Here is a 13,578-nt window from a genome sequence, read left to right as displayed (position 1 = left end):
CTGTTTGCAGTTGATGGATGTAAGCGGGTGCCTCTCAGCTGTGTTGCGTCGACCGGTTGAATCCACAACCCTGAACGGACATTCATCGACGTCAGTTCAGGGTCGAAAACTGCTTGCTCCGCTATTGCAGCGGAACATACACATCAGTTTGCCAGTGATCTTGCGGTGTCTCGGGATAGATGCTCAAGTAATGGAAGAACAGCGGCTGGTCACGAAGTTCCTCTCCACTGCCAGGAAGCCAATCGCGGTAAATCGGATAGATCGTTTCGCCGATGTGATCCGGTGACCCCTCATGTCGCACCACGGCACAGCGACCGCCGGGAATAACGATTTCGCGCACGCCGAACTCATTCGGCGCCACGGCCTCGTGAATCTCGCCGCAGATTGCGAAGCGGAATGCTTGCGCGGGTGTCGTATCGGGGTTGCCATAGGGAATGCCGAAGCTGCGACTCGACGCCACCGGCGACTGTCCGCTCTGCTTACGCCACTCGATGAACTTGCGCACGCTCTCATTGACGAGCCCGGCGGGCCCGCAGTGTTCAAATGCTGCGACCCTGACTTCAGGGAATTGCACGATTCGTATTTGCATGATGATAGTCCTGGAAAAATGAGGGATTGCGAACACCGCATTCCAGACCTGCCAGTTCGGCTCCTTCCTGAACGCACTCGGCGTCATACCGAACGCCCGCCTGAACGCCCTGCAAAAAGCCTCCGGACTTTCGAAGCCGGCACCGAGTGCGGCCTCCAGTACCGGGTGATCAGCAGCTGCGGCAAGGCGATGCGCCGCGCGTCGTAATCGCATCAGTTGCACATAACGTGAAACAGGCACGCCTACGAACGCGGTGAATTGTCGATGGAAGTGAAATGCCGAAAAGTTCGCCACATGGCTCAACGTATTCACCGACAGATCACCTTCGAGATTCTCATTAATGTAGGCGAGGACGGCGTTGAAGCGTTTTGCGTAAGCGAAGTTGGTCGACATGTCAGACACTGGGAAAAGGCTCCTGGAAGTACGGTCGGCAATAGAGTCGACTATAGCGACCTGAGCGCGCCTAGCCGCGTTTGCTCAAGGCACGTTTTGGGTTGGCACGTGCGATCTCTTCCAAGGCGATGTGAAGGTCGGGGGCATTTCAGGTGACCATTTCTGGCCGTTCTCTGCCGGTGCTCACTGCTTCGTTTGCTGGTCAAGTCGAATGAGAAGGGAAAAAAAGGAGAACAGGGACAGACTACGATTATGAGACCGGTCGATTTTACAAGCGAACTCAAAATCGTGGTTTGTCCCGGTGTCTAATCCGTTCGTCAGGCAGGTGAATGATTAGCTGCATGCCCAGGCTGCGCATGAAGATCAATGCCTAACGCATGAATGACCTTGAGTACGGTATCAAATCTCGGCTTTGATCCGGGTGCGAACGCCTTGTACAAGCTTTCTCGCCCCATGCCAGAGCCTTGGCGATCTGCGCCATGCCGCGGGCCTTGGCGACATAGCCGATCGCTCGGAGAAACTCCTCGCTATCACCATCAGCCAGCACTTGGGAAAGGTATTCACTGATGGCTTCGTCGCTATCGAGTAGTGCCGCCATGTCAAATGTCGTCAGGTGTTGGCTCATGTTCAAATCTCCTTTGCCAATTACGAGGACAGACCACGACCTGATGATGAGTGAACTCAAAACCGTGGTCTCTCCCCAGTCTTTGCGTAGCAGCAAAAAGGAATCAGTGGGATGTATTCGAGGGCTTGTTACGGACTGCGCGCAAACGTCGAGAGGGCGGGTACGGCACGCATAAAAAAGCCCGCGAGAGAGGCGGGCTTATTCAGGGCTGATCTTCAAAGGCAATCGGACTTGCCTATCTGAAAGTCAGTGATCGGAGCACTGCTTGAGTCATTGATTGTGTATTTGATCAAGAGCCCCGACTTCACGAACTGTCCTAGACCTTTTTCATCGCAGGATACAGAGGCCGCAAGGGCTTTTTTGTCTTTCGTAAATGCGTCGGAATCGATTTCATCTTTCGAGGTTTTTGTAAGCGTGTAGGAAATACGCATGATCCCGTCTTGATAGATCACCGAATCAAGGCGAGTGTCATCGACCGTCTTTGGGGATTGGGCATTCATGATGAGCGCGATCCCTTTAAGCTGGCGTTCTCGCTCTTCCTTTTTGTCTTCCGAAGCAGACCGTGCGTGCCAGAGTTGAAGCAGGACAAAGAGTGAGATCATTACTGAAAAAAATAGGATGGGTCCGCGGTACTGCTTCAATTGAAATATCCATGTCAAAAGGCTATCAGTTATTTGACCATGCCGTCCCTCTCATCTCAAGCTGGAAAAATGCCGATGATTCGTGTGGTTGAAAGGATCGTGGTCTGTCCCAGCGCCCGATGATCCGGGTGGCAATTGCCGGGCGCGGCAGCAGCTCGGCGAGCGGTTACCAGAAGAAATTGAGCATCGGTAATCCTGACCTGATAGCGTTGTGGGGAAGGGTCATGGATGGGAACAGCGAATGGCCAAACCATGTGTTCCGATGGCTATTCGGAATGAGGACCGCTAATGCCGTACAACTACACGAACGGCCGCTACCTGGTCTTCAAAGGCAATGGCAGCGATGGGGCACCCTTGGGCCGGATTCACCAGGACGGAAAAATTCGAAACCACTTGGGTGAGCCGCTGTACTACATAGACGTAGACGAGCGTGCGTTCTGTTCGGTCGATTTTACCTTTCAGGGTGATATACAAAAATGTCGCGGCACGTTTTATGTGCTCAGCGACAGAACGCTTTTCACATTTTCCGAGATGAAGGTTAAACCACTGGGAAACGAGACCGAGGAGCAGGCGCTGCACAGGGAGTTCAAAAAGAGGGCGCTAAGTTTGGCGGGGCAGATCGTCCAGGCGAAAAATGAGATGGCGCAGGCACGCTTAGAGATGACCTGGTCCGATTCAAACCCTTTCGGCCGTTTCCTTGCCTTTCACGAGCCGAGCCCGCAGGCAGCGAGCATCGCCAGGATGGCGTTACAGTTAGAAGGTGATCATGAGTTCAAATCGAAGTCTGTCCCCAGCTTTCTGGTTTCCGCCGATCGAGGTGGGTTGTATAGCGGCACTTACAGCAAGTCCTCGCCGTAGCTCATGCTGGGAAAGTATCCAAGCAATCTATACTCCGCGTTTTTGCCCGGACACTCGCCAAATTGATTGGGTCTTATATGAAAGAGGTAGTTTTGGCACTCTCGCTGGTCACACTGGCAGCCTGCATGCCTTATCAATCAGTGACCTCGACAGATCCAAATTGGATGCGTCTGGGTGGAGATGAGCCTGAAGGTTATCCAAGGACGTTTGTTGAGAACCTGAGCGGCAATTGCGCTCTGGTTACCGAGTCATGGTCTGAGGGAAGAATCAATGGTCGTCTTCTGTGGACCAAGAAGCAATCTCGAAAGGCTGTTACCTGCCCATAGGCGCCTGTATAAGGGCTGATTTCGCGCCGGTAAGAAGGGACAAACCCACGATTTTGAGACCGTCAGATTAATGCACGCACCTGGCCCGTCCTTGGCTCGTAGCAGCGAAGTAATGGTGCTAAATTCTGCGCGTCCAGCATGTGAGCCCATCGGGCTCGGCGGGATATTTAACGTCTCTCTCAACTGATTTTGTGGATATGGAAATTCAATGAACACATCCAAGCTTTCGATTGCGCTGTCCTGTGCTGTTGCTGTTTTGATGTTGAGCGGATGCGCTGCTTCTGTAAAAAGCGGCGGAACTGAAACGCTCGTCATTCAGGAGTCAGCCAAGCAGAACCTGGTCGTAAACTTTCAGGGCAATAGCAAGGTTCAACAAAACGAGGACTGGCCTCGCTTGAAGCAAGAGTGGAATGACGCCCTGCAAGTCGAAGCGACTCGCGCCGGCTACAGCCTTAAAGACGCTCAGGCATCAAGCCTCGACGGCAAGGACGGTGTCGGTATCAAGATCAACGTCACCAATTTCCGTTACCTGACCCCAGGTGCTCGCTACGGAGCCGGGGTCATGGTGGGAAATGCGTGGGTCAATTCCAGTGCGGACTACTCAGACTTGAAATCGGGCCGCCTGATTGGAACTCGCACCTATGACACGTCGTCGTCGGCTTGGGAAGGTGTCATGTCGGCTATGACCAAAGAGCAGGTTCAGGCTATTTCTCAGAAAATCATCAGTGATATCAAGAGCGCAAAAGCCAAGTAATGCGATCCTGGCTAATCAGCGGCGATGACCGGGGCGGTGTCAATCTGATGCACGCCGCTGTTGATCTTTCGGAAAGCGGATAGGTAACAGGGAAAACGGGGACAGGTCACGATTATGAGATTCAGATGAATTCAAAATCGTGGTCTGTTCTAGTTTTTAGTGCGTGGCTAGTCCTCTATTCTAGTTTTTCAATGTCTCCGTTTGAAGTTTTGAAGTAGCTTATTATGTCTTTCGGTTGCAAGCCGGAGATTATTTTCATATCGTTGAGGCTGTTGAAATGAAAAAGCTTTAGCTCTTCTGCGTATGTGGCGACAATGGTTTCGTCATTTTCAAGGTGGCATACATACATGTTGTGAAATGGGGGGCGCGTTTCGGGCCAGTCATGGGGCTTGGTGGTGGTGGATGGTATTGGGCCAGCGAACGTTTGATTGTTTCCTGATTTGAAGTCTTCAGTTAGATTTCCTGTATAGAATTCTAGGTGGCCGATAACGTACTCTATTTTTCGAGTGCGAGGTGATGCGGACGGAAAGTGATAAAAGTCATTAAAGTCTCGGACTAGACAAGAGTCCGTGTCGCTGTAGTTTCTTGCGGCCTGGTTCCCCTTGAAAACTTTCCATGATTCCCAGTAGGTTATAGTTTTGTTTGGGGTTTTTTCTATAAAAATTTTGTCTACCAATGAGAATTCTCTTGTTGTAATGGTGACTTTTTGTACTAGATATCCATCTGATGTGGGGTTGTTAATGGCAAATGAGCATTTCCAACTTACATCTCTTCCTTGTGTTCTGCTAGGCAAGTCCAGAGAAACTATTGCGATTCTAGGTTTGTCTTTCATCAATTCCATATGTGCGATCTCCAGGAGGTATTACTTTTCGGACCTCAAGAACCTTAGCTGACTCATGGTTGAACGCCTGATCACCGGTGGAGTAGACCAAGGCTCCAGTATGATCGATACCACGACAGGTCACGAACGCTGGTGTCTTGTGAGAGTGGTCCTTAGCTATCCAACTCTCCGAACTGGGAGCATAGCTGCGTATGGAAAAATCGTAAGGCTGCGATCGTGGGGCGAGCCGATTGCAAGTGAGCTCAAAATTGTGGTGTGTTCCCAGTTTTCTTTTTTGCTCTAAACCTTGTCGCCCAGTCTTGTACCGAGAGCGCGAACGGTTGGCCGTTAGCCGGGTCTGGACACCTGCGTAGTGGTCTGGCGTGTGATGTAATCGCGTCGAAGCTGATGAAACAACGGGCCCGAGGAAGGTTAATCAATGCCAAAGAAACAGCAGGAAAGCAAAGCAGCGACGGCTGCTGACATTGAGCGCTCTATCCAGGCACTGAACAAGATGGCTGAACGCCTCTGGGGCGATGGTCGGGAGGCTGAGGCGAAAGCCCTGCTCGATGCCTTGGATGCTTTAAACAGGGCGCTCGATAGGATCAGGATTGGGGAGAGCCGCAGGGTTCTTCATTGAAGTGCGAAGGAAAATGGGACAGGCACGATATGAAACGGGCCGATTGCAAGGGGCTAGAACCGTGGTCTGTCCCCCAGTTCCATCCCCTCCAACCACTGGGCTTTTGTCCTTGGTGGATGCCTGGCCAGTCTGTTGGCGTTTCATCAAGCCCATGCAAGTCGTGATATCGTTCTGCTACTTAGCAATGGAGGCAAGCGATGAAAGTCGATAATTGGCAAGGCTGGGAACCCGAGTGGCTTAGGCTGACTGAGCATTTCCTCAATGCACCGGCGGCACCCGGCGCCTACATAATCTGTGCAGACCACGAGATTCGCCGGGCTGTCGGTTCCGACGAGCACGGTATCTTGACTATTGGCGAATCGGACAATTTACGGCGGCGTCTTGCTGCGTTTGTGCGCTGCGCAAGGAATCCCGGAGTCTCAGGGCATATGGCGGGCTGGCGGTTTAATTACGCCTCTTTCGAAACCGTTTTCCCTTTGGACACACTTTGGGTTAGCTGGTGTCCGACTCTCGATAAGACAGCCGCCTATGCAAAAGAAGGGGAGATGTTGGCCCTCTATTTGGCCCAGCATTTCGAGCTGCCTCCTCTCAACTACAAATTTAACTGGCCAAAGCTGGAAGTGGCAGTGCTTTAGCCCCAGGGGAAAGCGGGAGAAAACCACGATTATGGGACGGACTGATTTACAGATAAACTCAACATCGTGGATTGTCACCGGTTTCTAGGCGTCGACCTACCTTTGGCACGCAAAGAAAAGCCCGACTGGGGAGGCCGGGCTGAAAGGGTTTCACTAGGAGCTGAGATGACCATAGGCGCTCGGCTGTGAAAGGGATGTGAAAAATTGCGTTCAGTACGAGTTTTAAAATCGTGGTGCCCCTGGTTCCATTAAAGAAATGTTGATCCAGCTGTCGACGTGGCGAGCGAGTGAGATCGACCAATCGCTGCCGCATAACCGGCTACCGCCTACACTGGATTAGCTCATTAATCGAAGGACATGGAATGCTCATCGTCTTCAGCGGCCTTCCCGGCACCGGAAAAACGACTATCGCCAATGATCTCGCCGCTACGACAGGCGCTGTGTACCTGCGGATCGATACGATTGAACAGGCGATTCGAAACTCGGGTGTTCTTGCGCAAGATGTGGGGTGCAGTGGTTACATGGTCGCCAATGCGCTTGCCCTGAGCAACCTTCGTTTGGGGCGGACAGTCATCGTTGATTGTGTCAATCCCGTCCTCGAAAGCCGAGTCGCGTGGAGCGAAATCGCCTCACAGGCGGGTATTCGATTGGCAAATATCCAAGTGGTTTGCTCCGATAAACATGAGCATCAGCGCCGGGTCGAAACACGGATGGTTGATATTCCCGGCCTGACTCCACCAACTTGGCAGTCTGTGCTGGATCATGAATATGAGCCGTGGGATGAAGCTCCGTTTTGCATAGACACAGCCTCGACCTCTCCGGTGCAAGCGGTCTCGATGATCATCAACCGATTTTTGTCCAGTGAGTAGCATCCCTGTGCCGCTCGGATACAAATGATGGGCGAGCCTATGCAATACCCAGTTGAGAACAACATGAAAGTTCGAAAAGCCTTACTAGCCGATGCAGAATCGGTGTCCAAACTCCTAGGCCAGTTAGGCTACCAAGCCTCGCCAAAGCTAATCCGAGATAAGCTTGAGGCTTTAGAACTTAGCGGTCGCGATACCGTGCTGCTGGCACAAGACGGTAAAAATATTGTCGGCGTCATAAGCTTGCACGTACTTGAGCTGTTTCATCAGTCGGGTAGGCTCGGACGCATTACCTCCCTTGTCATCAATGAAGACTTTCGAGGGCGGGGAGTGGGGGCAATGCTTGTTTCCGCTGCTGACGCGTTTTTTACAGAGCAACTTTGCGTACGGGCTGAGGTGACTAGCAGTGACCACCGAATACAGGCTCACACTTTTTATCAGCAGCAAGGTTATGTGGTCGACGAGCGTCGTTTTGTCAAACGGTATGATTCTTCCGGGGCATAGTAAAAATTGGGGAAAGACCACGATTATGAGCCGGGCTGGTAACAGGTGAGCTCAAATCGTGGCCTGTCCCCGGTTCTACCCCGAGGCTGCAAGCGTCCCGATTCGTGGGGACGTAGGCAGAACTAATTCAACCAATACTCCGTCCCAACAACCACTCACTAAACCCCCGAACCGCCGCCTGCCGCTCCCGCCCTGGCACGCACACCACGGTATACCGCGCACCCGCCAAGCGAACCTCAGGGCGATATTCAACCAGCTCCCCACGCGCAACAGCCTCAGCAACCAATACATTGCTGGCAAGCACCAGCCCGTGCCCGGCGATCGCCGCCTGCAGGGCGTGTTGTTCCTCGTCATAACGCCGAAAACGCGCGTTCTCCAGCCAGCCTAGGGTGCCGGCCTTGGCACACCATGCAGGCCAGTCGACTGCAACGTTTGCGCTGCTCAGCCATGGCACGTCGATCAGTTCGACGGGTGAGCCCGCCGCGGGTGGTTGCCAACCGGGGCGGCAATAAACGCCAAAGTGCTCATCCAACAGAGGCTGTTCAAACAGCTGTGGGGCCGGCCTGAAGAGGGCGCGGATCGCCAGGTCGATGCTGGCGTCACGCTGCAGGTCGACCACGTCGTTGCTGGTATGCAGCCTGACGTCGATCTCCGGGTACAACCGATGAAAATCCCCGAGCCGCGGTATCAGCCACAGGCTGGCGAATGCCGGCGTCGTGCTCACCACCAGAGACTGTGCCGCACAAGGTGGTGACAGCACCTGCAGGCCATGTTGGATATCAAGCAGGGCGCGGTGCATGAACGGGTGAAGGCGCTCGCCATCGGCGCTCAGGCGCACGTTTTGGCTGGAGCGTTCGAACAGTCGCACGCCAAGGAAGGCTTCAAGACTTTTGACTTGATGGGAGATCGCCGCCGGGCTGACATTCAGTTCCAGGGCTGCTGCCTTGAAGCTGCCTAGCCGTGCGGCAGACTCAAAGCCACGCAAGGCGGTGAGGGGCAGTTTGGCGAACATGGGCGGGTAGGTTACTCAGGTTGAGCGTGGCTCAATTTAGCTCAATTGTGCGCGAGGGCTCAACTTGCCAGGCTGGGGTCTTCCAAACCGGCTCAGGAGCCCAGCGATGCAAGGTACGCCCCGTAAAATCCTCCAGGCCATCCTCTACGAAGCCGGTGGCGTGCTGTTCGTGGCACCGGCGCTGGCGCTGACTTACGGTCAAGGCATGGGTTATTCAACCCTGCTGTCGCTGGTGATTTCCGCCGTCGCGCTGGCCTGGAACATGCTTTTCAACGGCCTGTTCGAGTGGTGGGAGCGCCGCCAACCCAGTCGCCATCGTAACTGGCAGCGGCGACTACTCCATTCTCTGGGATTTGAAGGCGGCTTGACGTTGATTCTTACCCCGGTGATTGGCGCGTGGTTGGGCATCAGCCTGTGGTTGGCGCTGGTGACCAATCTGGGGTTGTTTGTATTTTTCTTTTTTTACGCACTGGTTTTTCAATGGATGTTCGATCGAGTGTTCGATGTTCCGCTTTCTGCGCAGACCGATCAGGGGTCTGCGTCCAGCGCCCGCTGAGTCAGTTGCACGACGTGACATTGCGCCTGGTTGTTGCTGATCGTCAGTCATAACCGGGTGCCGATGCTAAAAAACTCATCCAGAAGCCGATAAAAATAAATTCTATCCCGATCAACCTCGATCACTCCATATCGCCGCAGAAACGGCGCTACCCATTGTTCTCCCAATCCCTCGGCAATGTCCCGAGTTGCCAGCGCCAGGTCTTGGTATCGATGCGTGTAACGGGGTGGTGGTTGATTCGTCCTGGGGGGCACCGCAGCTCCTTGGAAGGTCTGGGTCGACCGTCATGAAACCACACATTGGCCCGCCGTGGCAGGGTGTCATTGGTCGGCGACTCGTCTAGACCGGGGGTTTATGCCGGGTCAAGGGTTGCCACTCAGGTTGTTGGCGACTACCCTGAAAATGTTTGGATTGTTACGAGTAAATTCAAGCGTGGCAATTTTCGGTCAACCGACTTAAGGATGAGGTGAACACAATGTTTTCTCATGAAGGTGCTGCAATAGAGGTGCTGCTATTCATTTTTGGCTTTGCCGGGTTTGCCTTGGCACTGTGGTTTGTTCACGCCTATTTTGAGCGAAAGACTAGAAATGGTGTAAAAAAACAACATTCAGCTCATCGGGGCAGTTAAGCATCGGCTGATGCTGCTTCCCAAGAATTTTTAATCCCCAGAAACAACAAGCCCGCACACTCTTGATGAGGCGCGGGCTCTCGATGATCCAAGCCTGCAATCAGAGACGCATGCCTTTGAACGGGTTCCAGCCTTGCTCGCCTTTCACTTCCTTGAGGTAGTAGGCGTAGTTGGCCATGAGTGCGTACATCATCGACATGGCGATGCTCAGGCCTGTACTCAACGGCCGCGGAAACTCCATGCCGAGGATCGCGAAAATCACGCTCAATGCGATATTGATCGCCAGGAAAATACCCAGCAGGGCGAGGTTTTTCTTCCAGAGGCCGAGGACGAACAGGTAGATAGGGCCAAAGAAAAACGCAATCACGTTAGCGTTGATGAGGATTTTCTTCTTGACGCCTGGCAGCGTCTTGACGGCTTCCTTGTAGCGCGGGTCGTTTGGTGCGCCATAGGTTTCAAAGAAGTCAAAGCGTTCCTGCCACTTGGCGCTGTATTTACCCGTGCTTTGTACTTGTTCAGTTGTGCTCATTTTGCAAGGCTCCTGCTTTCCATTAGTAATTTTTCTTTCTTCCAAGAAATCCTGTGCTCTGTTTCTAGCGCATTGATTGCTTTGATCTTTGACGAAGGGCGCGAGTGAGTCGCCTGAGGTGTTTATTTTGCCGTTTTATGGGCCTTGGTGTGGAACATTCCGCACTGGCCGCTGGAACGGTCGCCTGGTCTGTGACGTGCTTCACCCTATTTTTTCAATGGGCCCCCCGGTGTTGCTGAATCCGGATCGGGAGCAGCAGGTCGAGAACAGAGCAGCATAGTTAGACGGTTGACCTTCAGGAGCGGCTGACGCTGTCACCGTAGACACGGATCATGTCCAGCAGGTTCTTGACCCGCAACGGCAGGTTGCCGGCTGGATAGACCGCATGCATGCGCGGATCTTCACCCGTGCTGGAGGTCAGCTTGTACTTGGGGAACACCCGCGCCAGGCGTCCCGCAGCCACTTCCGGCTCCGCCAGCCAGTCGGCCAGGCGGGCAATCCCGGCACCGGCCAGCGCAGCCTGGAATACCGCCGCGCCGGAACTGAAGCGAAACTTGGGGTGTACGCGAAAGCTGCCGGCCTGGCCCGGCCCACGAAAATTCCATTCCTTGAGAATCCGCGGCGCCGTGTGCAGGATTAATGCGTGCTGTTCCAGCGCCTCGATGGACGCCGGCTGTCCGCATCGCTCCAGGTAGCCAGGGCTGGCATAGAGGTAGCGCGAATAGCTCCACAGCGGGTAGCCGATCAGGTCGCTGGATTGTGGGAAGGCGCCGCGAATCGAAAAGTCCAGCTTGCCCTCGACCGGATCGACCGCCGCATCGGTAAAGATCACATCCACGCTGACATCGGGATAACGCTGGCTGTACTGGGTGATCAACCCGGGGACCACCGTGTGGGCCAAGGATTCCGGTGCGGAAAAGCGGATCCAGCCGGTGGCCAGGCCGCTAAGCCCGGCCAGGTCCTCGTCCGCCTCACGTTGCAGATCGAGCATTCTGTGGGCGTGGGGCAGTAGCCGCTCGCCGGCCTCGGTCAGCGTCACGGCATTGGCCGAGCGATTGAACAGCTTGACCCCGCTGCGTTCTTCCAGCCCTTGAATGACGCGGGTCAGCGAGCTGGGGGAGCGCCCCAGGCTGCGGGCTGCGACGACAAAGCTGCGCTTGCGGGCCACCGTCGCAAAGGCTTCAAGATCAGCCAACATATCCAGTGCCACCGGCTACCTCATTGCACTTTTCACAATATGACATTGCAACACAAAAAAGCCCCTTCCGTTAGCCTTCCCGCTCTCAGCACAAGGACGTAGGTAGACAGGAGCGATGGATATGTCAACGCTGGATGAAACGCTCAGAAAAGCAACCGCCCTTGCGGGCGAAGCGACCCACGAATGGCTGGTGCCAAAAGCGCCCCTCTCGACAGAACAGCCTTTGGTCGAATTACAGCTTTCCTACGAAGAAAAAAGAAAACTCCACAACGAACTCAGGCATTTCGCGATCGGCGACAGCGCCAGCGGCCTGCGGCAGATGCCGGCCCTCGGACGCTGCCTGGAACAACTGCTGGCTCCGGAAAAATCCCGCTTGCTGCGTGATTTCCAGCACTGCGACGAGGTGGCGCTGGTGATCCGTGGCCTGCCGGTCGACGCGCAGTTGCCGGCGACGCCCTACGGTGGCAACCCGGATATCGCCGAACTGCCGGTGGTCGCCGGGGCGATCCTCGCGGTACTCGCCGTGCTCGGCACCTGCCCGGTGGGCTACCAGGGCGAGAGCGAGGACAGCATATTTCGCCATGTCTCGCCCAAGCAGCAGCGGGAAACCGAGAGGAGTTCTTACGGCTCGCGCCTGGACCTGGGCATGCATGTCGACAATCCACACCTGCCGCTCAGTTGCGAGGCCGTGCAGCAGTTGTCAGCCTGCCCCGAGTACCTGAGCCTGACCGGCTTGCGCTGCGAGCTGACGGTGCCGACGCGGATCGTCGCGATTGCCGATGTGCTCAACATGCTGCCGGACTTCGTCGAGCAGGAGCTGCTGCGCCCGAGCTTTTCGGTCCGCCGACCGGACTCGTTCGCTCGCCAGGACACGGTCCTGGAACATGTCCCGCTGCTCTACCGGCCCGGCAGCGGCGGCCTCCACTGCCGCTACAACATGGCCAGCGTCAGCGCTCACTGCGAGCACTCGCGGCTGGCCCTGCAACTGTTCGCCGCCGCCGCCAATCACCCCGACGTGGTCCGCTCGGTACTGCTGCAGCCCGGTGACATGCTGATCTTCAAGAACCAGCAGACCCTGCACGCGCGCGATGGCTTTGCGCCGCGCTACGACGGCCTGGACCGCTGGATGCTGCGGGTCTTCGGCGTCAACGACCGCAAGCGCCTGCTCCCGCTCTCGACCACCCACCCCTTTATCGCCAGAGCCTGATCCAATGTTCGATATCGTCCTGCTATGTGTCTTCGCCTTCGCCGCCGGCCTGATCGATGCGGCCGTCGGCGGCGGTGGCCTGATCCAGATCCCGGCACTGTTCAATGTGCTGCCCGGCGCCCAGCCCGCGGCCCTGCTCGGCACCAACAAGGTCGCGGCGGCCTGCGGCACGGCCTTTGCTGCGCGCTCGTTCGTGCGCAAGGTGGTGATCGACTGGAGCCTGGTGGTTCCTGCCGCCGGCGCGGCCTTTGTCATGGCCTTCGCTGGCGCGGCGACGGTATCGCTCGTGCCGCAGGCCGTGATGCGCCCGGCGGTATTGGTGCTAATCGTGCTGATGGCGATCTACACCTTCTGGAAAAAGGACTTCGGCAGCCTGCACAAGCCCATGCGCATCGGCACCAAGGAGAAGCTGCTGGCGGTATTGGTCGGTGGCGCCATCGGTTTCTACGACGGGTTGTTCGGACCGGGCACCGGCAGCTTCCTGATCTTCCTGTTCATTCGCTGCTTCGCCTTCGACTTCCTGCACGCCTCGGCGTCGGCCAAGCTGGTGAATATCGCCACCAATGTCGCGGCGCTGCTGTTCTTTATCCCGAGCGGCAACGTGCTCTACTTGGTAGCGCTGCCGATGGCGCTGTTCAATATCCTCGGCGCGCTGACCGGCACCTGGCTGGCGGTGCGCAAGGGTGTGCCCTTTGTCCGCGCGTTGTTCCTGGTGCTGCTGGTGATTCTGATCAGCAAGCTGTCCTATGACCTGATCTCGGTGGGTTGAGTTGCCCATAGCCCCGCCAAAAAGTGTT

The 13,578-nt window shown here is 55.5% G+C and carries 16 protein-coding genes and 1 pseudogene; 10 read left to right on the top strand and 7 right to left on the bottom strand.

The annotated features are described in order from the left end of the window. Positions 1–121: 121 nt before the first annotated feature. The 3 genes and pseudogenes from BT116_RS03025 to BT116_RS03015 form a co-directional block, all read right to left on the bottom strand. A complete protein-coding gene (locus BT116_RS03025; protein ID WP_072339881.1) occupies positions 122–991 on the bottom strand; it encodes an AraC family transcriptional regulator in 870 nt (289 codons plus the stop codon). 308 nt (positions 992–1,299) lie between these two features. After that, positions 1,300–1,607 (bottom strand): annotated as a pseudogene (locus BT116_RS03020) (addiction module antidote protein). 215 nt (positions 1,608–1,822) lie between these two features. Next, complete coding sequence (locus BT116_RS03015) at positions 1,823–2,248, bottom strand: hypothetical protein (protein ID WP_256572518.1); 426 nt, start codon at positions 2,246–2,248, stop codon at positions 1,823–1,825. Positions 2,249–2,536: 288 nt separating this feature from the next. Between BT116_RS03015 and BT116_RS03010 the strand changes: the two genes are divergently transcribed. Both BT116_RS03010 and BT116_RS03000 read left to right on the top strand, forming a co-directional pair. Further along, positions 2,537–3,106, top strand: a complete 570-nt coding sequence (locus BT116_RS03010; RefSeq protein ID WP_072339879.1) for a hypothetical protein — start codon at positions 2,537–2,539, stop codon at positions 3,104–3,106. 534 nt (positions 3,107–3,640) lie between these two features. Continuing rightward, the gene (locus BT116_RS03000) at positions 3,641–4,186 is read left to right on the top strand and encodes a DUF4410 domain-containing protein (protein WP_072339875.1); all 546 of its coding nucleotides are present in this window, start codon (positions 3,641–3,643) and stop codon (positions 4,184–4,186) included. 175 nt (positions 4,187–4,361) lie between these two features. Here the strand turns inward: BT116_RS03000 and BT116_RS30270 are convergent, their stop codons facing one another. Further along, entirely contained in the window at positions 4,362–5,027 is a 666-nt protein-coding gene (locus tag BT116_RS30270) for a hypothetical protein (RefSeq protein ID WP_139209376.1), read from the bottom strand. Between the two features lie 418 nt (positions 5,028–5,445). Between BT116_RS30270 and BT116_RS02995 the strand changes: the two genes are divergently transcribed. The 4 genes from BT116_RS02995 to BT116_RS02980 all read left to right on the top strand — a co-directional run bounded on the left by BT116_RS02995 (position 5,446) and on the right by BT116_RS02980 (position 7,651). Then, complete coding sequence (locus BT116_RS02995; protein WP_072339873.1) at positions 5,446–5,646, top strand: hypothetical protein; 201 nt, start codon at positions 5,446–5,448, stop codon at positions 5,644–5,646. A gap of 197 nt (positions 5,647–5,843) precedes the next feature. Next, positions 5,844–6,281, top strand: a complete 438-nt coding sequence (locus tag BT116_RS02990; RefSeq protein WP_063320330.1) for a hypothetical protein — start codon at positions 5,844–5,846, stop codon at positions 6,279–6,281. Between the two features lie 362 nt (positions 6,282–6,643). Next, a complete protein-coding gene (locus BT116_RS02985) occupies positions 6,644–7,150 on the top strand; it encodes a P-loop nucleotide/nucleoside kinase family protein (RefSeq protein ID WP_072339871.1) in 507 nt (168 codons plus the stop codon). 63 nt (positions 7,151–7,213) lie between these two features. Then, positions 7,214–7,651, top strand: a complete 438-nt coding sequence (locus BT116_RS02980; protein ID WP_072339953.1) for a GNAT family N-acetyltransferase — start codon at positions 7,214–7,216, stop codon at positions 7,649–7,651. Positions 7,652–7,778: 127 nt separating this feature from the next. Here BT116_RS02980 and BT116_RS02975 read toward each other — a convergent pair whose 3' ends face one another. Beyond that, a complete protein-coding gene (locus BT116_RS02975; protein ID WP_072339869.1) occupies positions 7,779–8,663 on the bottom strand; it encodes a LysR substrate-binding domain-containing protein in 885 nt (294 codons plus the stop codon). A 106-nt stretch (positions 8,664–8,769) separates the two neighbouring features. Between BT116_RS02975 and BT116_RS02970 the strand changes: the two genes are divergently transcribed. Both BT116_RS02970 and BT116_RS30980 read left to right on the top strand, forming a co-directional pair. Continuing rightward, entirely contained in the window at positions 8,770–9,219 is a 450-nt protein-coding gene (locus BT116_RS02970) for a PACE efflux transporter (protein WP_072339867.1), read from the top strand. Positions 9,220–9,694: 475 nt separating this feature from the next. Next, positions 9,695–9,847, top strand: coding sequence for a hypothetical protein (locus BT116_RS30980; RefSeq protein WP_170845894.1), 153 nt, complete (start codon positions 9,695–9,697; stop codon positions 9,845–9,847). A gap of 100 nt (positions 9,848–9,947) precedes the next feature. Here the strand turns inward: BT116_RS30980 and BT116_RS02960 are convergent, their stop codons facing one another. Then, positions 9,948–10,376: a DUF2628 domain-containing protein gene (locus tag BT116_RS02960; RefSeq protein ID WP_072339863.1), complete on the bottom strand. Its 429-nt coding sequence runs from the start codon at positions 10,374–10,376 to the stop codon at positions 9,948–9,950. Positions 10,377–10,671: 295 nt separating this feature from the next. After that, the gene (locus tag BT116_RS02955; protein WP_072339861.1) at positions 10,672–11,586 is read right to left on the bottom strand and encodes a LysR family transcriptional regulator; all 915 of its coding nucleotides are present in this window, start codon (positions 11,584–11,586) and stop codon (positions 10,672–10,674) included. 109 nt (positions 11,587–11,695) lie between these two features. On the opposite strand from BT116_RS02955, the gene BT116_RS02950 reads away from it, so the two are divergent. Together BT116_RS02950 and BT116_RS02945 are read left to right on the top strand one after the other, a co-directional pair. Then, complete coding sequence (locus BT116_RS02950; protein ID WP_072339859.1) at positions 11,696–12,781, top strand: TauD/TfdA family dioxygenase; 1,086 nt, start codon at positions 11,696–11,698, stop codon at positions 12,779–12,781. A 4-nt stretch (positions 12,782–12,785) separates the two neighbouring features. Further along, positions 12,786–13,550: a sulfite exporter TauE/SafE family protein gene (locus tag BT116_RS02945; RefSeq protein ID WP_072339857.1), complete on the top strand. Its 765-nt coding sequence runs from the start codon at positions 12,786–12,788 to the stop codon at positions 13,548–13,550. Positions 13,551–13,578 lie beyond the last annotated feature (28 nt).

This window comes from Pseudomonas sp. NFACC16-2 (assembly GCF_900119205.1).
In the GTDB taxonomy this organism is placed as follows: domain Bacteria; phylum Pseudomonadota; class Gammaproteobacteria; order Pseudomonadales; family Pseudomonadaceae; genus Aquipseudomonas; species Aquipseudomonas fluorescens_Q.
Note: the sequence above shows the minus strand (reverse complement) of the source record. Positions and strands in the feature narration are given on the sequence as shown.